20 protein-coding genes and 2 pseudogenes are annotated in these 18,125 nt (G+C 59.4%); 4 read left to right on the forward strand and 18 right to left on the reverse strand.

The annotated features are described in order from the left end of the window. Positions 1–56: 56 nt before the first annotated feature. Together fliK and G5S42_RS29855 are read left to right on the forward strand one after the other, a co-directional pair. Positions 57–1,496, forward strand: a complete 1,440-nt coding sequence (gene fliK, locus G5S42_RS29850; RefSeq protein WP_176110010.1) for a flagellar hook-length control protein FliK — start codon at positions 57–59, stop codon at positions 1,494–1,496. Then, positions 1,496–1,864, forward strand: coding sequence for an EscU/YscU/HrcU family type III secretion system export apparatus switch protein (locus G5S42_RS29855; RefSeq protein ID WP_176110011.1), 369 nt, complete (start codon positions 1,496–1,498; stop codon positions 1,862–1,864). Before fliK ends, G5S42_RS29855 begins: the two co-directional genes overlap by 1 nt. 203 nt (positions 1,865–2,067) lie before the next feature. Here the strand turns inward: G5S42_RS29855 and G5S42_RS29860 are convergent, their stop codons facing one another. The 8 genes and pseudogenes from G5S42_RS29860 to G5S42_RS44515 all read right to left on the reverse strand — a co-directional run bounded on the left by G5S42_RS29860 (position 2,068) and on the right by G5S42_RS44515 (position 6,433). After that, positions 2,068–2,799 (reverse strand): immunity 52 family protein, encoded by a 732-nt coding sequence (locus G5S42_RS29860; RefSeq protein WP_176110012.1) that lies wholly within the window; start codon positions 2,797–2,799, stop codon positions 2,068–2,070. Between the two features lie 7 nt (positions 2,800–2,806). Beyond that, positions 2,807–3,037: pseudogene (locus G5S42_RS44500) on the reverse strand (Tox-REase-5 domain-containing protein); the annotation flags it as partial. 391 nt (positions 3,038–3,428) lie between these two features. After that, positions 3,429–3,665, reverse strand: a complete 237-nt coding sequence (locus G5S42_RS29870) for a hypothetical protein (protein WP_176110013.1) — start codon at positions 3,663–3,665, stop codon at positions 3,429–3,431. A 216-nt stretch (positions 3,666–3,881) separates the two neighbouring features. Continuing rightward, positions 3,882–4,610 (reverse strand): immunity 52 family protein, encoded by a 729-nt coding sequence (locus G5S42_RS44505; protein ID WP_246392096.1) that lies wholly within the window; start codon positions 4,608–4,610, stop codon positions 3,882–3,884. A 6-nt stretch (positions 4,611–4,616) separates the two neighbouring features. Then, positions 4,617–5,000, reverse strand: coding sequence for a restriction endonuclease fold toxin 5 domain-containing protein (locus tag G5S42_RS44510; protein WP_246392097.1), 384 nt, complete (start codon positions 4,998–5,000; stop codon positions 4,617–4,619). A gap of 239 nt (positions 5,001–5,239) precedes the next feature. Further along, on the reverse strand, positions 5,240–5,584 hold the full coding sequence (locus G5S42_RS29885) for a hypothetical protein (RefSeq protein WP_176110015.1): 345 nt from the start codon (positions 5,582–5,584) through the stop codon (positions 5,240–5,242). Beyond that, a complete protein-coding gene (locus tag G5S42_RS29890) occupies positions 5,541–6,074 on the reverse strand; it encodes a DUF4123 domain-containing protein (RefSeq protein ID WP_176110016.1) in 534 nt (177 codons plus the stop codon). Before G5S42_RS29890 ends, G5S42_RS29885 begins: the two co-directional genes overlap by 44 nt. Next, positions 6,074–6,433: a hypothetical protein gene (locus tag G5S42_RS44515; protein WP_246392098.1), complete on the reverse strand. Its 360-nt coding sequence runs from the start codon at positions 6,431–6,433 to the stop codon at positions 6,074–6,076. Before G5S42_RS44515 ends, G5S42_RS29890 begins: the two co-directional genes overlap by 1 nt. Positions 6,434–6,807: 374 nt before the next feature. Between G5S42_RS44515 and G5S42_RS29900 the strand changes: the two genes are divergently transcribed. After that, positions 6,808–8,715: an alkaline phosphatase family protein gene (locus G5S42_RS29900; RefSeq protein ID WP_246392099.1), complete on the forward strand. Its 1,908-nt coding sequence runs from the start codon at positions 6,808–6,810 to the stop codon at positions 8,713–8,715. A gap of 6 nt (positions 8,716–8,721) precedes the next feature. Beyond that, positions 8,722–10,005 carry a cytochrome-c peroxidase gene (locus tag G5S42_RS29905; RefSeq protein WP_246392100.1) on the forward strand — a complete coding sequence of 428 codons (1,284 nt, stop codon included), beginning with the start codon at positions 8,722–8,724 and terminating at the stop codon, positions 10,003–10,005. Between the two features lie 213 nt (positions 10,006–10,218). On the opposite strand, the gene G5S42_RS29910 is transcribed toward G5S42_RS29905, so the two are convergent. From G5S42_RS29910 to G5S42_RS29955, 10 genes and pseudogenes are all read right to left on the reverse strand, one after another. Then, positions 10,219–11,976: a ShlB/FhaC/HecB family hemolysin secretion/activation protein gene (locus tag G5S42_RS29910; RefSeq protein WP_176110017.1), complete on the reverse strand. Its 1,758-nt coding sequence runs from the start codon at positions 11,974–11,976 to the stop codon at positions 10,219–10,221. A 130-nt stretch (positions 11,977–12,106) separates the two neighbouring features. After that, on the reverse strand, positions 12,107–12,391 hold the full coding sequence (locus tag G5S42_RS29915) for a hypothetical protein (protein ID WP_176110018.1): 285 nt from the start codon (positions 12,389–12,391) through the stop codon (positions 12,107–12,109). 208 nt (positions 12,392–12,599) lie between these two features. Continuing rightward, positions 12,600–12,887, reverse strand: a complete 288-nt coding sequence (locus G5S42_RS29920; RefSeq protein WP_176110019.1) for a hypothetical protein — start codon at positions 12,885–12,887, stop codon at positions 12,600–12,602. A gap of 14 nt (positions 12,888–12,901) precedes the next feature. After that, positions 12,902–13,993, reverse strand: coding sequence for a hypothetical protein (locus tag G5S42_RS45830; protein WP_176110020.1), 1,092 nt, complete (start codon positions 13,991–13,993; stop codon positions 12,902–12,904). A gap of 196 nt (positions 13,994–14,189) precedes the next feature. Then, positions 14,190–14,465, reverse strand: coding sequence for a hypothetical protein (locus G5S42_RS29930; RefSeq protein ID WP_176110021.1), 276 nt, complete (start codon positions 14,463–14,465; stop codon positions 14,190–14,192). A 399-nt stretch (positions 14,466–14,864) separates the two neighbouring features. Then, positions 14,865–16,372 (reverse strand): annotated as a pseudogene (locus G5S42_RS29935) (hemagglutinin repeat-containing protein); the annotation flags it as partial. A gap of 18 nt (positions 16,373–16,390) precedes the next feature. Continuing rightward, positions 16,391–16,645: a hypothetical protein gene (locus G5S42_RS29940; protein ID WP_176110022.1), complete on the reverse strand. Its 255-nt coding sequence runs from the start codon at positions 16,643–16,645 to the stop codon at positions 16,391–16,393. Between the two features lie 114 nt (positions 16,646–16,759). After that, a complete protein-coding gene (locus G5S42_RS29945; RefSeq protein WP_176110023.1) occupies positions 16,760–16,990 on the reverse strand; it encodes a hypothetical protein in 231 nt (76 codons plus the stop codon). Beyond that, a complete protein-coding gene (locus G5S42_RS29950; protein ID WP_176110024.1) occupies positions 16,987–17,202 on the reverse strand; it encodes an EndoU domain-containing protein in 216 nt (71 codons plus the stop codon). Before G5S42_RS29950 ends, G5S42_RS29945 begins: the two co-directional genes overlap by 4 nt. A gap of 198 nt (positions 17,203–17,400) precedes the next feature. Further along, positions 17,401–17,847: a hypothetical protein gene (locus G5S42_RS29955; protein WP_176110025.1), complete on the reverse strand. Its 447-nt coding sequence runs from the start codon at positions 17,845–17,847 to the stop codon at positions 17,401–17,403. Between the last annotated feature and the right edge of the window lie 278 nt (positions 17,848–18,125).

Genomic DNA, 18,125 nt, shown 5'->3' on the forward strand with positions numbered 1-18,125 from the left:
GATCGCAGCAATCAGAGCATCGCGCGCATTGCCGCCGATGCGACCAAGGAACCGGCATGAACGGAATCGATTCGGCCCTCGCTTCGGTGCTGTCGAGCCGGATCGACAGCCTGCTCAACATTGCGCCGGGAACCGCGACCACCTCGCAGACCGGCGCGGCCGGCGTCGATACCAAGGTTCCCGCGGCGCCTGCGAACGCGACGCCAGCGCCGCAGTCGTCCGCGCAAACCGCGCTGTCGGCCGTCGCGCTGACGCTGAACGCGATCGCGCACTCGGGCGGCGAGGCGACCCCGGCGGTGCTCGGCCGCGCGCCGATCTGGGCGGCCGCGCCGGCGCTCGACGTCGCCATCGAGAGCTTGCCGCTGACCAACGCGGGCGCCACTACTGGCGATTCCGCCGCTTCTGCGAATCTCAATACCAATCCCAACGCTGCTGCCCACGCTACCGCGGCTGCCACCGCGAGCGTGGCGGCGACCGAAGTGCCCGTCGCGGCGCTCGCGGCCGCGCTGCAAAAGACAGTGGCCGACAGCGGCCTGTTCTACGAGGCGCATCTCGCGGCGTGGCTGGTCGGCCAGCGGTCGCCGGCTCAACTGGCGAACGAGGCACAGAATCAGCTCGTCGCAGATTTTCAATTGCCTCCCGGCTGGAGCGCCGACGCTGGCGACGCGAGCACGCGGTCCGGTTCGGCGAACGGAGCCGCCGCGGCGACGCCACGCGGCGCGCCGAACGGTACACCGAACGGCACGCCGGCTGGCACGCCGGCTGGCACGCCGAACGCCGCCGACAACAACCCGGCCTCGCACGCGATGCCGTCGATCCTGACCGCGCAGGCCGCGCGCCTCGTCGCGGGCGAGCTGCTGGCCAGTTCGGTGTCCGATCTGAACGGGCAGTCCACACATGCGGGGCCGCACGGCGCGGCGTCGCAGGCGGCCGATGCGGGTCCATCGCAGAGCGCGCAGGCAATGGCGGCGGCGGTGCATCCGGCGACGGTGCCGCTCGTGCGCCAGCAGCTCGATCTGCTCGCGACCGGACAGTTTCGCTGGACCGGCGAGGCGTGGCCCGGCGCGCGTCTGGACTGGACCATCGAGCAGGATGGCGACGAATGGGACCGCAGCGGCGGCGGCCTCGCGAGCGAGGACGACCAGCCGTGGCGCACGCGCCTGACGCTGTCGCTGCCGACGCTCGGCACCGTCGATGCCGAACTGACGCTGACCGGCACGCGGTTGAGCGCGCGCGTGCAGGCGAGCCCGCGGGGCGCCGCGCGGCTCGCGAATCAGGGTGACGGTTTCCGTCAGCGGCTCGCGGCGGCGGGGATCGAGCTGCAGGGCTTGACGATTCGGGAGATTGGCGGCGGTGCACCGGCGGCTGCTGTGGCTGGCGCCTCGGCGGCGGGGGCGCAGGCGGCGGGCGCGTATGCACGGTCGGCGTCGGCGGCTGCAACCGAGTCGGCGGCGGCGAGCACCGCGTTGCGCGACGACTTCGATTGGGATATCTGATGAGCCGCACCCATCGTCGCAGCGCGGCTGCGCTCGTTTATGACGCTCATGGCGGGGAACCCGCGCCGCGTGTGGTCGCGAAGGGGTATGGGCTGCTTGCCGACATGATCGTGCAGCGCGCGAAGGAAGCAGGGCTGTATGTGCACGAGGCGCCCGAGATGGTGTCGCTGTTGATGCAGGTCGATCTGGATGCGCGGATTCCTCCCGAGCTTTATCAGGCTGTTGCCGAGTTGTTGGCCTGGTTGCATCGGCTCGAGAGTGGGGCTGATGTTGAGCCGGCTCATGAGGGGGAGAGTGCTGGCGCGCAGGATGTGGTGGATGTCGTTGCTACTGATGTGCCTGGCGGCACGGGGGCTGTGGATCATTGACGGTGCGGGCTTGCCCTTTTGCAGGGGCGGAGTTTACTTGTCCTTGTTCTTGCGGTGTTGGTCTTTCCTTGCTTGTCGGTCTAATGGCGTTGACCGTGCGCCATCGCAATCGGTGGATCCTCGCGTGACGTAGAAAAGGCCCCGCTGCGGCGCGGGCCTTTTCGCGGGAAAAACCCCGCAAAAGCGGGAATAGCGAGCCGAACTCAGAGATCAACGAAACGTGGCAACAGGTCCTGATCGGCGAGGCGGATTTCGATATCATTTGCCGCCTTGACGTGCTCCCGGTTGTGCACATCGAAGACTTCATCCGTCACGCTGACGACGATCGTGCCTTGCTGCTTGCCATCGCGCATGACAGGGATAAGGTCGCGCGCTTCAGGCACCTGGGTCAGCGTGAGAACGTGCGGCAGGTAGAGCATCCAGCTTACGCTTGGGCGGTCGTCGAATACCTGCTTTTCGAAATACCTTCGAGGGCCGAACGTCACATAGAACGAATCGTAAATCTCAGCAATCTTGGCAACGACTTCGGCAACGGATCGGAATCCACCGAGCCGAGATGATGCGTAGCTTTTTTCATCCATAGCTAGTTCAAAAGATTGGGGCAAAAGCCTGCCACCATCAATTGAAATCGAGAATGCCGCCCCGCTGTCATCTGCCTGGGTGCCATTCCAAATACCGATAGTCTTCGGCGCATCGTCAGCTTTACCCTTATAGCGGTCAACGACTTCATTCATTGCATCCTTCGTCGGGCGATCGTCTTCGTAAGCGCGATACTTTAGCGCCTCCCCAAGATCGTCCCCTTTGAGATACCAGTTTTCGAGCAGCCGGTCTTTCCGCGCCAGCAATTCGATAACCGGCCGAAGACGTTCAAAATGGAAGAGAAAGGCTCTGGAGGGAATGTTGTCAGCGTCTCGATGCTGCGAAAACAGATTCATGGCCGACTCACGGTTGATAGGTAGAAGAAACGCCGTTGGCTGCGAGAGTTCGCAGCATGTAAGCGCAGGTCTTCGGCGTTTGAAAGTACGACATTAGTCTCGCGGGCGGATTGGCGCGCACAATCGTCCCTTGCGTCTTTATCTGATCTTGCATCGAATCGAAACCGGTGAAGAAGCGCAACACTTCGCCGTCGTCCTTTATGAACTGATCGTAGTTTCCCTTCGCCTCCTGCAAGAGGCATTGCGAGGGCTGGAACCCGTCAAAGTCCGTGGCAAACCATTCCCACTCCGTATTCCAGCCCTAGGTGGTCTCACGGCCCTTTCCATCCGTGGTTATCCCATATTCGAATCCGGTAATGCGTGCCTGATAGCGGCGCGGCTCAGGGTTCATGCTGTGGTTCTTTTGCACCTTTTCGCCACCCTTCTCAGCGTGCACTTGCACGGCCTCTCACGCTCGCGGGACCGGTCACGCGACAGTTCGCCCCAACCGCCGTCTGCACGCGCACCCGTGCCGCTGCTGCCCGCAGGGCCAGCAGACGGTGCGACAGCGGGGACCGGAACAGGCATAGGCGTTGCCTGCGCCATTGCGTGTGCTGCGCGTGCGAGCGTCGCCGGGAATGGAATAGCCATCAACGTTTCTCGTTCATTTCCTGGTGTCTTTTTCGCGTTACCTGCATTGACATTTCGAATCGCTGTTCAGCCGGAACCCCGGGCTTGTGCAGCCATGCTATGACCGCCGGAATAAAGTCCACATAGTTGCGATCTTCATAGGCTTTCAGAAGCGCCCTGAAAAGCTCACGCTCGCTCTTGCCGTGCCATACGGCATTGAGCGCATGCAACACCCCCGGGTCCCAGAAGCGCAGCAACGTATTGGCCTTGGCTGAAATGATGAAGTGCCGGTTGTCGCCGCGTGAAGCCTGTGATGGCGTCGAGCCGACGCCTGACGAAGATCGGGCCGCTATCGAACAGGCAGATGAAGCCGGTAAGCGCGAAGAGGTGTTGCAACGACTCGCAACGCAACGGCACAAGTGGCATCGTGAGGGAGCACCGCACGGCGTCAATCGGTGGATGCACGTCAAAACTCAAAGGTCAACGAATCGTGGCAACAAATCCTGATCTGCCAGACGAATCTCGATATCGTTAGACGCCTTGACGTGATCGCGGTTGTTCACGTCGAAGACGTCATCCGTCACGCTGACAATGATCGTGCCTTGCTGCTTGTCTTCCCGCATGACAGGGATAAGAGCGCGCGCTTCGGGCACTTGGGCCTGCGTGAGAACGTGCGGCAGGTAGAGCATCCAGCTAACGCCTAAACGATCGTCGAAGACCTGTTGATCTTGATAGGCTCGTGGCCCGAACGTTACGTACAACGCCTCGTAGATAATGGCGACTTCGGAGACGAATTCTCCAATCGCGTCATAGAGTCCAAGCCGCGAACTATCGTCACTCTTTTCGCCAAGGGAAATTTCGAAAATATCGGACAATTCACCACTATCGAACGATACCGAAATCAACGCATTGTGATAGACGGACTGTTGACCGTTCCAGCAGAGGACCGATTTCGGATCTTTTTCACGCCCATCATATTCTTTGGAAAGAAGGGCTAGTGCGGTTGCCGACGGCTCGGAATTTGCAAATACAGGCCGCTGCAGTGACTCAGAAATCGAATCGGCACTCAGATACCAGCTTCCACCTAGCGTTTCGTCCTTGTTTGCGAGCCGCTCGATAATGCGGCGAAGTCTGCGAAGATGGAATTCAAAATCTCCCCGCCGAATGCCGGACTTATCGCGATGCTGTGAAAATAGATGCATGTTGACTCACGGTTGATATACGGAAGGGACGCTTGCGGCTCGAAGAGCGGACATCATGTAAGTTCTTGTTCGAGGTGTTTCGAAATACCACATGAGCTTTGATGGCGGATTTGCACGAACCAGCATACTCTGTTTCCGAATCGTTTCCCCCATCACCTTGAAACCTTGAAAGGGGAATATTGGCATATTCTGCTGATTCAAAAACTGATCATAGTTTCCCTTGGCTTCCTGCAAGAGGCATTGGGAAGGCTGAAATCCATCAAAGTCTGTGCCAAGCCACGCCCACTCCATATTCCAGCCCTGGCTGGTTTCCCTGCCCTTTCCGTCCGTCACAATTCCATAGTCAAACCCTGTAATACGGGCTTGGTAGCGTCGCGGTTCAGGATTCATGCTGTGATTCCTCTGCACCTTTTCGCCACCCTTCTCGGGCGGGCACTTGCACGGCCTTTCGCGTTCGCGGGACCGGTCACGCGCTAGTTCGCCCCATCCGCCGTCTGCACGCGCACCCGTGCCGCTGCTGCCCGCAGGGCCAGCAGACGGTGCGACAGCGGGGACCGGAACAGGCATCGGCGTTGCCTGCGCCATCGCGTTTGCTGCGCGTGCGAGCGTCGCCGGGAATGGAATAGCCATCAACGTTTCTCCTTCATTTCCTGTTGTCTTTTTCGCGTTGCCTGCATCAGGATTTCGAATCGCTGTTCAGCCGGAACGCCGGGCTTGTGCAGCCATGCTATGACCTCCGGAATCCAGTAAAACCCCGGCGTGGTTGCTTCCACGTACAGGAAATCGACTATCGGCCCGTCATGTGTAAAACGGAGCATCCTTGTCTGCGCAAAGGCCCCATCAAGCCGGTCGCGCAAGGTCGGATCATTGGCCAGCGCGGGATAATCGCGCACGATATGACCGCAGATAAAGTCCACGTAGTTGCGGTCTTCATAGGCTTTCAGAAGCGCCCATTGTCCTTCGGTAAATTCCATTGTCGTCGATGGTGAACCGTCGTCCTTCGTTGAGGTAGTGCCACGCGTCGGCAGCCCTGAAAAGCTCACGCTCGCTCTTGCCGCGGCATACCGCATCGAGCGCATGCAACACCCTTGGGTCCCAGAAGCGCAGCAGGGCCGACCGTCCTTTTGGTATTCGGGTATGCAGGTGCGGGCGCAGCTTTGCGGCCTGCCGCTCAAGGCTCTCTGCGGTACTCAGCCAGATCACGCCAGGGCGGGCCTGTTCGAGTTCGCGCAGGTCCGCAATAAACTCGCGCGCCATCTTCGGATCAAGCAGCCACGGCCCCGCGTGTGCGAGTGCCATCTCGTGCGTTCCCGCGAACAGCGAAACCGCCCGATCGGTTTCGGCCGTGAGTTGCTGGCCGGTATGCTGCTGGTACTGGATACCGTCCACCAGCGCCAGCACGTGGCCGCTGTAGCGCCGTTGCCCGTACTGGCGAAGCTGTTCATTGACAGAGGCGGGCATCATCAGCGCTCCAGGGTCATCGCACCTTGCCCGGCAGCGCGGATCATGCAATCGAGACAGATAGACGACTGCGGAAGCACCGGCCGGGGCGTTGCGCCGTAGCCCGATGACGGGCCTTTTTTCTGTGGAGTATCCGGAGAGCGTCCGCGACAATTGCATGCCCATCCGTAACCCAGGGCTTCGGCCATCTCATAGCCGGTTGCATACGACTTCAAACTATCGAACGGAAACCATTCGCCGGTTTCAGCGTTCAGCGCCATTGCCGACGGCATTGGCGGGAAGTTTGAGTAGAGGGAATAGGTGATACGACAAAGCTGGCACTCTTCCATGCCCCGGGTTTCATCCTGCTTCTGTTTTTCCATCTGACCTCTGCTGTTTTCCAGAACACACCCGACGAATTAACCATCGAAAACGCAACACGGTCAACGGCTTTAAATTGAGATAAAACCTTTTTGACAACTATTTACTATGGTGTCGGGTATCTCTATTTCTGTTGCATATTCCTGCTCACGCAGGATGACTAAAAAAGGCGGCATTGCGCCCCGACCATTAACGGCCTTTCCGGTTAGCGGGTGCGTAATCGTCGACTCCGTGGCGTGTCAAAGTGCATTGCTTTCAAAGATGCAATGGAATTGTCACGTAACGTTCTTAGACTGCGCCCGAAGCAATAATTTCAATAATCGGGCGAGGTCTCGCGAAGACGACATCCGTCCAGCGCGTAGAGGATTGACATCGTATGGATTTTTCAAAGAACAAGAGTCGGATGTTGCGGGTGAGCGCTTGTGCGCTGCTGGCCAGCATCGGTGTGGCGGCGGGCCTGAGCGCGTGTGGCGGCAGCAACAGCATGGTTCCCCAGGTGTCGGGCCAGGTGCTCGGCAGCTACATCCAGAATGCGAAGGTCTGTCTCGACCTCAACGACAACGGCAAGTGCGATAGCGGCGAGCCCTATGCGGTGACCGATGCCAAGGGCAAATTCTCCATTGGCGACGCGAGCAACGGCGGCTGGAAGAATGTGGTCGCCGATCTGACCAACGCGCGGGAAAACGATGCCAATGGCAACAACATGGGCACCCAGTTCGGTTCCGGTACGTTCTTCCGCGCGCCCAAGGGCGCGACGGGCACCGTCAGCGCCATCACCACGCAACTGGCTCAACTGGTGGCGGGCGGCGCCACGCTCGACGACGCAAAGAGCACGCTCGCAGCCAGGTACGGCAGCGTGCCGGCCGACAAGCTGCTCGGCGACTTCAACAGCGACAGCAGCCTTGCCAGCCTGAAGACCGCAAGCGACAACTACATCAAAGCGGTGGTCGGAGCAAAAGCGGTGCGCCACGTTTTCGTGATCACGATGGAAAACAAGGACTACGAGGAGTCTTTTGGCACGACTGCGGCCACCAGTGGCCAGGACCCTTACCTGAAGTCGCTCGCGACGCAGGGCGCGATGCTGACCAACTACTACGGTACGGGTCACGTCAGCCTCGATAACTACATCTCGATGATGAGCGGTCAACCCTCGACGGTGGATACCGAGACCGACTGCTTCGCCCTCTGGTCCGACATCGTCGATGCCGGCGACTACACCGATCCGGTCAACGGTGCCAAGCTGCTCAAGGCTGGCACGGATGCAAACGGTCACGTCGGTGGCGGCTGTGTGTATCCGGCGCGCGTCAAGACGCTTGCCAACCAGCTCGATAACGCCAAGTTCGCCTGGAAGGGCTACATGGGCGACATGGGTAACGACCTGAACCGCGACGGCACGAAGACGTGCAGCTTCCCGACCCGTACCGCGAAGCTGGCGGGCACTGATCCCGCCAAGGCGGTCGACGGTACGCAGTCGGCTTCGGCGGGTTCCGCGTCCGGCGACGTCATCGCGGACGCCTACGCAACGCGTCACAATCCGTTCGTGTACTTTCACTCGATCATCGACGACATCGAATATTGCGACCAGCACGTCGTGAATCTGGACGCAAACCTGGAAAACGATCTGAAGTCGATCGACACCACGCCGAACCTCGTGTTCATCACGCCGAACCTGTGCGATGACGGCCATGACGGCGACGGCACGGGCGCGGCAGGCAAGGGCTGCAAGAGCGGCGCACCGGGCGGTCTGACTTCGATCGACGCGTTCCTGAAAAAGTGGATTCCTATCATCCAGGCTTCGCCGGCTTACCAGCGCGATGGTTTGATCGTCATCAACTTCGATGAGTCGAATGCGTCCAGCGGCGGTTATAGCCCGTCCCTCAACGGCACGACGCTGCAACTGATGATCAACCTGACTGGCGCGTCGACCGCCAACCAGCAGAGCGGTCCTAATGTGACGCGTCCCGAGGACGAGTTCCTGATGGCGAACTATCCGATTTCCGCTGCTGCGGGATTGCTTGGTTCGGCAAGTGCTTCGGCGCTTACGGCAGCATTCCCGGCGGCGACCACGTTCAGCCTCGGCATGCACTACAACGGCGTTGGCGGCGACCGCACCGGGGCCGTGCTGTTGTCGCCGTTCATCAAGGCGGGTACGACCACCGCTACGGGCTACAACCACTACTCGCTGCTCAAGAGCCTGGAAAACATATTCGGTATTCCGCAGTATCTGGGCTATGCAAACGATGTGAATCTGACGGCCTTCGGCTCCGACATCTTCACTCAGTAAAGATCGATGGCTTTGCACTTTACGAAAGGGACCGCCCGGGGGGCGGCCCTTTTTCTCTTTGCGAGTTTCTTCCTCACGGCCTGCGGCCCCAAGGAAGAGGCGATCAGCACCGCAGCCGCCGCGACACCCCCCGCGGCAACTTCCGCAGCGCCTTCCAACAAGGACATGGCCGAGATCGGCAAGTTGGCCTTTTTCGATCCGTCGCTGTCGGCGTCGGGCCGGCAGTCGTGTGCGAGCTGTCACAGCCCTGATCGTGCCTATGGGCCGCCCAATGGCCTCGCCGTGCAACCGGGCGGCGCCGATATGAAGCACTACGGCACGCGTGCCGTGCCATCGCTGCGCTATCTGCGGCGCGTGCCGATCTGGACGCACACGTATGCGAGCAGCGCCAAGGAACGCATGGAGGATGGCGACAACATGCCTTCCGGCGGCTACACCTGGGATGGGCGCTTCGACCGTCCGGCAGACCAGGCCGCGTTCCCGCTTTTGAATCCGGACGAGATGGCCAACGCGGACGCTGCCGCGGTCGCGAGCAGATTGAGCAGGAGCGCTTACGCTGCGCGTTTCCGTGCCGTGTTCGGTCAAGACATCTTCTCGCGTCCGGCCGACGCCCTCGCAGCGCTCGGCAAGTCGCTGGAGCGCTTCCAGTTCGACGATCCGAGCTTTCAGCCGTTCGACAGCAAGTTCGATCGCGTGCTGGACGGCAAGGCGCAGTTCACTACGCAGGAGGCGCGGGGCTTCAGCCTGTTCGTCGATCCCGAGCGAGGCAACTGCGCGTCGTGTCACCTGGTCGACAAGGGCGCGGCCGGTGCGCATCCGACGCTTTCCGACTACAACTTCCAGACACTGGGCGTGCCACGCAACCCGGAGATTCCGGCCAACGCCGATCCGAAGTACTACGACCTGGGTTTGTGCGGCCCGATGCGGACCGACAAGACCGACAACAAGTGGTACTGCGGCATGTTCAGAACGCCCACGCTGCGCAACACCGCAACCCGCCAGGTGTTTTTCCATAACGGCCGCTTACACACGCTCGAAGATGCTTTGCGCTTTTACGTGCAACGCGACACGAACCCGGGCAAGTGGTATCCGCATGCCGGTGGCAAGCAGCAGTTCGACGACCTGCCAGTGCAATACCAGAGCAACGTCGACCATCGCACCGCGCCGATGACGAATCACAAAGGCGGCAAGCCGGTCTGGTCGGACAGCGATATCCGCGACGTGATCGCCTTTCTGGAGACATTGAATGACAGCGACGCAGAGGCGAACAAAAAGGTCGCAGCGCATTGAGGTCGCGGCGGAATACCGATTCAAGGGGTCCAGGCGTAGAGAGGACGAAGCGCCGAAACAACCAGTGGTTCCGGAGCGGGGCTTCGGCGCGCGCAGCGCCGCCGGAAGAAGGCTTCCAGCGATTGAGACGGTTGCAGCGGTCGTTAAAACGCGTCCCGTGGGGAGCCAGTGGGGAAGTTGCGGCAACTGCGCGGAAACGGCGAAGACGGTCTGTCAGAACTGCCCCGTCACCTGGAATCCGAGCGTCACGCGCGCAGTTGGAAAGCCGGATGGTTTATAGATGGGCGTAGCTGCAAAGAGGTCGCAGGCAACCGCACCTGTCTTTGCCGATGCGCTGCCGCGCACACCGATCACCGCGCCCGCGAGTTGGGTACCGGCGAGAAATGCGGTGTTCGGCCCGAACACGCGGCCGTAGTCGATACCGGCATAAGCGGCCTGGCCCGTCGAGCCGACCGGTAGCTGAAGCTCGTTGCGCCAGAAGAAACCGCGCTCGGCCGCGAGCATCGTTTCGCCGTCGAAGCCGCGCACCGTGTAGCGGCTGCCGATGGTCAGGTCATCGATATAGTTGAGCGTGTTGTTCGTGAACTGTCCGTGAACGCTTGTCACGTAACGTAGCGTCTGGTTCGCGATCTGGAACGGCACCGACAGGTTCGCGTCGAGCAGGGCCATGTGGAAGCGATAGGTCGGGCCATTCTCGTAGAAGTCTGGTGTCGCCCCAAGTCCGCCCACACCCTGACGGTAAGCGAGACTGCCGTCGAACTGCGACGCGCCGAAGTAGTGACGGTCGGTAAGCCCCGCCTCGATGAATGTGTTGTTGCGCCGCTGCTGCGGGATAGCGGTGTCTTCAATAAAGCTTTCGCCGAAGCGCTTTGTGAGCCTCAACTGCGCGCCGAGTACGTTGTTCCGGCTGCGCATCAATACCCGCTGTAGCCTGAAGTCCACTGTCTGAGAATTGCCACTCGACACGAAAGTCGTGTTGACGCCCGCGATCTGCTGGTAATACGTGTTCGTATAGGCTGACAGCGTGCCGGTCCAGTAGCCCCACGGAATCGAATAGGAACCGTTCCAGCCGTGCGAACCGAGACCTTTGTCGCCGAATTCGAGGTCCTGACTCACGCCGACATTGAAAATGTCGTTCAGCCCGAGCGGATTGTCGATGCCCAGGCTCAGGTTGCCTTGCAGCTTGCCGGTGGCCCGCGTGCCTGAGTTGTCCACCGAGGCGACCACCGTCCACGGCTTCACGCGCTTTACCGTAACGACAATATCGCTTTCGCCAGGTACATCAGTTGGCTCGATTTTCATGTCCATGTCCTGGCTGCTGACGCGCTTCATCTGTTCGAGCCCCTGTTCGAGGTCGCGCAGGTTCAGCAGATCACCCTCGCGGGCCGGGAAGGCAGTTTTCCACGTACCGCGCGTGGCAGGTTCAGCGAAGCGGATCGCACGCACAACACCCGGCACCAGCGCGAACTTCAGCGCGCCGGTAGAGAGGTCCTGCTCGGGCAGCAACACGCGCGTGGTGATGTAGCCCCGGCTCAGGATGACCTGTTGCAGTCCCTTTGTGAGCATGTCGAGTCCCGCCTTGCCGACGCGTTGCCCCGTGTAGTGGTCGAGCCATTCGCGGGCGAACGCGAAGCGGTCGAGCGGCAACGCGGATGCGCCTTGCGAGCGCACGGCATCAGGCAGTGTCGCAGGTACATCGAGAACGAACGAATCGATGCGGAAGCACGGCGTTTCAGCCGGCAGATCAGGCCAGCCAGAGGCGCGCTCAACCGTCGAACGCACCGAGGGTGCATTGACAGTGACGTTGCGTTCCTGCGCATTGCGTTGCTGCTCGACCTGCTGGTTCTGATCGGCGTTGGCACGTGCCGCTGCTGCTTTGTCCGCTGGTGTGAGCGTCGACGTCTGCTGCGCATGGGCGAGCGTTATCAGGGCTGTCAGCGGCAATGCCGCCAGCCTTTTGCGGATTTTCATGCGAAATTGCTTTTAGTAGATAGCTGAACGTCTGCTTAGTCGATGCACCATTTTTCAGAAATAACCTGTGATTCTCGACTCGCATTCACCCTTCGAAAAGTCATCAGGTAGACACCCTGACTCTCGGGAGTTATTCCTTTTTCTTCGCTGCCGTTGCCCCGAGGAACGCGCAGAATGCCAGTGCCGCTGCAATCCCGGCTGGAGCAAAAAATCCCGGCACTGTAAAAATTATTGCCGATATCGTTTTGATCGCAGGTACGACGCCGAATTTAAAACCCGCAATTAAAAACATCAGCGCATAAATAGCAGTTAGGGTGAGGAAAAATACTTTCCAAAACGTGTACCGCCCAAGCCAACGCGAAATGGCTGGTCCAAGCAGGCCACCAAAGATGCCCCTCCAGAAACCGTCAATCACTGTTAGCTCCTCATCACTTGCTATCAGTTACCAACCAATCCGTGAAGAGATGATCTTTACAACCAAGGGTCCAAATAAGATCACTCCGACAATCAATCCAAATATTTGGCACGCAAATTTCTGCTCCGATGTCATTTTTTTCTTCACCAGTTGCAAGGGCATAGGAACTTCACTTTCGTTGATTTAAACGAGCAGGCTGGCAGTCGGATCACTCTTTCTTCTCCGCGTCAAACGTTGCACATACAAACACACACAGAACCGCCAGCAGACCTATGCCCATCGGCACCAAGAGACCTATCGGTGTAAAAGTAAACTCTTGCAATCGGGCGAGAGCCGCAGGGCCGCCGACATCCACCAGATCCTGTACGAACGAAAAGATATACACCGCAATTGTCACAATGAGGAATATCGTCGTATACCGATACTTCCTGGCCCAGCGCATGACTGCTGAACCAAAAAGTCCGCCAAAGACGCCGCTCCAGAAACCATCAAACATAAGCGCCTCCCAAATCACTGACTCAAGTTATGTTGCTGGACCGCGCTCTGCGCCGCCTTACCAGCAGTTTGGCTCAAAGCAAGTCCATTTGCCTGGATAACAAAGCCAGGAACCGTGGCAACATTCTTTGCCGAATTTGCGACACCCGCCCAGCTAAACATCGATGTTTTGAACATGCCGTTAATGGCACCGAAGGTCGAAGCAGCGGCGAGTCCCGGTGCGGAAAAGCGTTCATTGAAACTTGCGCCGAAGTCTTGGCCACCTTTGTAGTCCCTGTAGGCTCCATATGCAGCTGATGCTGTATATAGCCCGCCTGAACTCGTCGCTCCAGTCAGCGCACCGGTTGTCAGCGAATATGCAGCCTGAGCGGCTTTATATGCGGCGAACGCCTCGGGACCGAGAGCGATTGCGGCGGCGGCACCCGCGGCCAGTCCGACAGCCGCTCCTGTTTGGGCGACGTTATCTGCGGCTGCGCCAGAGAGTTCCCCTTGTGCCTGGATCACAGCATTCAGCATTGCATCACTGCACTGCGCGCCGGCCCCACAAACCTGAGAAATTAGGTCCTTCTTCTTCTGATGAAGCATCTGGTTGTACAACTCGACGTTCGACGCCGTGGCCGCGCCTGCGGTGCCGCCGACGAGTACACCTCCGACGCCCGCCGCTACGTTCGCAGCGAGGTTGCCGAGCAGTTCCGAGCCCGTTTCTGATGCTACACCCTTCGAAAGGCTCTCAAGCTGCGCCGCCACCTTCGACGACAGGCCCGCCCCGGCAGCACCACCGATAGCCCCGAACGCGCTGCCGCCACCAAGGCCACCAATCAGCGCACCACCCGCCGCGTGCAGCAGCGCGCGGTTGTCGCCACCCTCGGCCCACGCGGCCTCTCCGGCCGCGTCACCGGCCTTCTGCGCCGCCTCCAGCTTTGATTCAGCATACGCGCCGATGCCTTGCGATACCGTCTGGCCCGCCGCCTGCGCGGCCTGCATCGTGTCGGCCTGCTGGTTCAGGATCGCGTTCACGTCCGGCGTTTTCGCAACCTTGCCGTTCGTGTTCGTTGTATCGCGCGACAGGTTCGCCACGTCCTGCGTCTGGCCCGCGCTGTTCGTCACGTTGATCGTGCCCGCGCTGATCGCGCTGCGCGTGGTTGCGCTCTCGTCGCCGCTTTCGTGCTGCGAGATCATCGGCGATACGCCCGGATGGCCGCTCACCGAACCTGGGCCAACCGCCTTGTTGGTGTTACTACCGAAGCCCACGCCCGCACTGATACCGTTGCTGGTCGCGGCGTAGTGCGACTGGTTCTGGATATCAAGGAGAGGTCTTGTCCAGGTTCATGAGCCGATGTGCAACAGTTCTGGTATGCACTTCATCGCCATCGAGACCAATGTGCTTGACCTCAACCCATCTGAGGTAGTCGTACAACTCGTCGACTGTTTTCTCCTCTCGAAGCATACGACTAATATCCTGGACGTATGAGTCGTATTCATCGTCCGCTTCCGGTGAATCGCCAACGCCAATGGGATCCCACTCCTTGAGCAGGACCTTTTTTACGTCCAGATCCAAACCAATAAACGTTCTCTTCATTTTTCAGGGTGCTCCGGGGATTACTGTGACGACCAGCCCAGTCTTTGAATTCGTGACCACCCGAACGTTGTTCACCGGATCATAGTATCCGGTTGTTCCGGGACGCGTAGGGTAGTTAACACCGTTTGCAATAGTGTTTTGCACCACTGAAGGCGGCACACCTCGACCCTGCATCTGGTCCATTGCATGAGCGGAGTAATCAACTCCGCCAATTGTAGCGGGCGCATTTGTCCCACGTGGCACGTCCATTGGACTACCGCTGACTCCCACAGGTGTACTCGGGTCCTTAGCACCCTTGCCAGCCGCTGCCGCCCCCGCAGCCAGCGCTGTCGAAGGCACGGTCGCGGCCTGGGTACCCGCTGGCACTTTGGCACCTGCCTGTCCCAGCATCGCGCGCTCCTTGTCGAGCGCCTGCTTCAGTTCCTGCGCCTCCTTCTTCGCCTCGGTGTCGTTCTTGTCGTTCGCGGCGTTGTACAGGTTCACGTTCGATGCCATCGCCGCGCCCGCCGTGCCACCAACCGCTGCGCCCGCAAGACCCGACGCAATATTCCCCGCCAGATTGCCGATCAGCGACGAACCGGCCGCACCCGATACCGAATCGCTGAGTCCCTTCATCTGGTCAGCCAGTTTCGAAGAAATCGCCGCGCCTGCTGCGCCGCCCACCGCACCGAACGCACCGCCACCCAGGCCACCGATCAACGCACCGCCCGCGAGGTGCAGGCCCGCTCTGGCATCGCCTCCCTCACTCCACGAATCGAAGTCTGCCAGCGCTGCCGACGCGCCTTCGAGGTCGCCATTCTTGTAGGCTGCTTTCGCCGCATCAAGCGCTTCATCACGCTTCATGTCCGCATACGCGCCGATGCCTTGCGATACCGTCTGACCCGCCGCCTGCGCGGCCTGCATCGTGTCGGCCTGCTGGTTCAGGATAGCGTTCACGTCCGGCGTTTTCGCAACCGTGCCGTTCGTGTCCGTCGTGTCGCGCGACAGGTTCGCCACGTCCTGCGTCTGGCCCGCACCGTTCGTCACGTTGATTGCGCCTGCGCTGATCGCGCTGCGCGTTGTTGCGCTCTCGTCGCCGCTTTCGTTCTGCGAAATCATCGGCGATACGCCCGGTGTGCCACTCACAGAACCCGGACCCGTTGTCTTGCCGGTGTTGCCTACGCCTACGCCTGCACTGACACCGTTGCTGTTGGCGCTGTAGTGCGACTGGTTCTGGATGTCGCTGAAGGTGAGCGTGCCGGTCGTCAGGCTGTTGTTCGACGCGTCGGCCGTGCTCGATATCACTCCGCCCGTCAGGTCCGTGTTGCCCTTGACGTTGATGTTGAACCCGCCATCTCCCGCATTGATGCCAGCCTGTTCGTTGACACCTGCATAGTTTGAATCGGCATGGCCGTTCTGCGCGCTGAAGCTGGCGCTGCCGCCGCCCTGGCTGATTGTGAACCCGCCGCCCGTGCTGCTCTGGTGCGCGGCGCTGTTCGTCACATCCTGCACACTCACGATATTCAGGTTGCCGCCCACGTCAGCCGCGATCTGCCTGCCGTTGATCTGCGAGCCGATGATGTTCGTATCGCCGCCCGATATCACCGTGACGCTGTTCGCGCCGTTCACATGTGACGCGTTCTGGATCGACGCGTCGCTGTTCGCGTCGCCATGCGCGTTCGACATCGCCGCCGAGACGCCAAAGCCGCCGCCGAGCGTGTACTGCACACCAACGCTTGCACTGCTGGAGCTGTTCGAGCTACGCGTCGAATCGGTGTCGGTCGTGTTGATGACGTTCACCTGGTTTTTCGCCGCCAGAATGACATCGTTCGCGCTGACATCGAGCCGGCGATAGTCAGGTCGCCATTCGTTGCCACGAATCCCGCCGTGCCGCTTGCCTGCACGCTGGAGCCGCGTTGCAACGTCTGATAGATATAGTCCAAAGACTATGAGCTCAATCGAGGTCTGTTGATCAAATCAAGCAAGCTCTCCAGTTCTAGGCCATACTCGTTCGGCTCAAAGTTCGGCAATATGCCTTCCATCATGAACTCGGCGTTGATGAGCCCACAAAGCGCACCATTCTCCGAGAAAGTCATTTCTCCCTTTTCCAGGTTATCGAACGCCGCTGCGTTCTTCCCTGCGTCTTTGACACGCAAGCTGCTCACGATTTGCTTCTGACGATCATTTAGTGCCAATTTCATTTCCCGACTCCCGCTGCACTTGTACCTCATGCGGTAACCACATTACCCCGAGGACCTGGGCCGCTAACGCTACATACAACAAATCCGGCTAACGCCGGGTTTGTTGTTTATACATCAGCTATTCATGCCCATCATTTTCCCGGCAGTCTTCAATGATTCCGGGTGAACCCTCTGCTGCTTGTCAAGAACGCAAGTCAGCAGTTCATAAGCCACTCCATACTCACCGAACTCAATATATTCAGCAACGTCGTTGCAATCTTGCTCAGAGATCTCTCTCTCAACCTGCACAAGAGCTTCACGCATCAATCGCTCAATCTCATCATAAGGGTCTGGTTGCTTCGTCATTTCGGATTTCTGGGAACATTTGTTGGGAACGCCGTAACGATTCCACCGCCTTTACTAGCTGGCTCGATAACCACACGAATGGCGATGCCATCGACAGAGCCATTTTTAACTATTCTGCCGTTGGCTTGAACCGTTTCAGGAACGGGCGGATCTGTGGTGATATCTGAAACAGCACTCATGATCTTCGACGATGACCAATCCTGTGGAAACACTGACTTACCAAGACCACCTGGCCATTGATGACCGCCGCCCGTTGCGTCTCCAGTCAGTATATGAGTCGGACGAACCGGTCGCGCCCGATACCGAGTCGCTGAACGCCTTCATATCGTCGGCCGGGCGCCCAGCAATTGTTGTCGTAATTTGCTGAGCATGCTGCTCGTCACCATCAAGCCCGATGCGCTCCGCCGGACCTAACTCAGACCGTCAACGCTACGAGCGTTTTGCCATTGATCTACCGAATGCTTCGCGGCAAAGAATTTTTGAAGCTGAACAGGATCACGCTCCAGAATTCCAACGTAATGCTGATAGTCATTAACCAAGGCGTCATAGCCGATAAAGGCGGTAATACCAAATGCCCCCATCAACGCTTGGTAGTCACGAACCTGCCCCGTCAAACATATCTGCCATGCAGGAAGGCCTGAATCCGCGATCGCAAATAGATTGCTTGGCATCCAGTAAGGGGCCATTCCGTCCGGACACACCAGAAAGTCGACACGACTGAATCGGAACATCAAGCCGTAGACGATGTACTCGTCGCCAACTTTTAGCGGTGCAAATTCTGTCCTATCCGTTTCACCGAGGCACCGCGCGCTCTCTGGAAGACTTGCACCTGTATTCGATCGACAAAGAATGCGCATAGTTCGCACTTGAATTTGAAATCGTCAATGGCACCGGAGTTGATATTCCGGACGTAGTGAATCTCGACACCATTCACGTTTTGCGACATTTTCACCCAAGCATCGGCAGCCGGCCACCGAGAATCGCCCAAGGGAATAGGCAACTGTACTCCTGCCGTGGGATTCGACATTGCCTGTTCAAGAGCCAGTTGTTCCTGGAGGCTGTTAGGGACGGCCCGTCCAGTAGACCCAAGGCCGAGGGGTGCGTTGTTTGCGGCAACAAATCATGGGTACAGACG

Origin of the sequence: Paraburkholderia youngii (genome assembly GCF_013366925.1) — a bacterium.
In the GTDB taxonomy this organism is placed as follows: Bacteria; Pseudomonadota; Gammaproteobacteria; order Burkholderiales; family Burkholderiaceae; genus Paraburkholderia; species Paraburkholderia youngii.

What these genes read in the sequence shown, in the direction of transcription:
- fliK (WP_176110010.1), top strand. Translation starts at nt 57, where the DNA reads ATGAACGGAATCGATTCGGCCCTCGCTTCGGTGCTGTCGAGCCGGATC.
- G5S42_RS29855 (WP_176110011.1), top strand. Translation starts at nt 1,496, where the DNA reads ATGAGCCGCACCCATCGTCGCAGCGCGGCTGCGCTCGTTTATGACGCT.
- G5S42_RS29860 (WP_176110012.1), bottom strand. Translation starts at nt 2,799, where the DNA reads ATGAATCTGTTTTCGCAGCATCGAGACGCTGACAACATTCCCTCCAGA.
- G5S42_RS44505 (WP_246392096.1), bottom strand. Translation starts at nt 4,610, where the DNA reads ATGCATCTATTTTCACAGCATCGCGATAAGTCCGGCATTCGGCGGGGA.
- G5S42_RS44510 (WP_246392097.1), bottom strand. Translation starts at nt 5,000, where the DNA reads ATGAATCCTGAACCGCGACGCTACCAAGCCCGTATTACAGGGTTTGAC.
- G5S42_RS29885 (WP_176110015.1), bottom strand. Translation starts at nt 5,584, where the DNA reads ATGGAATTTACCGAAGGACAATGGGCGCTTCTGAAAGCCTATGAAGAC.
- G5S42_RS29890 (WP_176110016.1), bottom strand. Translation starts at nt 6,074, where the DNA reads ATGATGCCCGCCTCTGTCAATGAACAGCTTCGCCAGTACGGGCAACGG.
- G5S42_RS44515 (WP_246392098.1), bottom strand. Translation starts at nt 6,433, where the DNA reads ATGGAAAAACAGAAGCAGGATGAAACCCGGGGCATGGAAGAGTGCCAG.
- G5S42_RS29900 (WP_246392099.1), top strand. Translation starts at nt 6,808, where the DNA reads ATGGATTTTTCAAAGAACAAGAGTCGGATGTTGCGGGTGAGCGCTTGT.
- G5S42_RS29905 (WP_246392100.1), top strand. Translation starts at nt 8,722, where the DNA reads ATGGCTTTGCACTTTACGAAAGGGACCGCCCGGGGGGCGGCCCTTTTT.
- G5S42_RS29910 (WP_176110017.1), bottom strand. Translation starts at nt 11,976, where the DNA reads ATGAAAATCCGCAAAAGGCTGGCGGCATTGCCGCTGACAGCCCTGATA.
- G5S42_RS29920 (WP_176110019.1), bottom strand. Translation starts at nt 12,887, where the DNA reads ATGTTTGATGGTTTCTGGAGCGGCGTCTTTGGCGGACTTTTTGGTTCA.
- G5S42_RS29930 (WP_176110021.1), bottom strand. Translation starts at nt 14,465, where the DNA reads ATGAAGAGAACGTTTATTGGTTTGGATCTGGACGTAAAAAAGGTCCTG.
- G5S42_RS29940 (WP_176110022.1), bottom strand. Translation starts at nt 16,645, where the DNA reads ATGAAATTGGCACTAAATGATCGTCAGAAGCAAATCGTGAGCAGCTTG.
- G5S42_RS29945 (WP_176110023.1), bottom strand. Translation starts at nt 16,990, where the DNA reads ATGACGAAGCAACCAGACCCTTATGATGAGATTGAGCGATTGATGCGT.
- G5S42_RS29955 (WP_176110025.1), bottom strand. Translation starts at nt 17,847, where the DNA reads ATGCGCATTCTTTGTCGATCGAATACAGGTGCAAGTCTTCCAGAGAGC.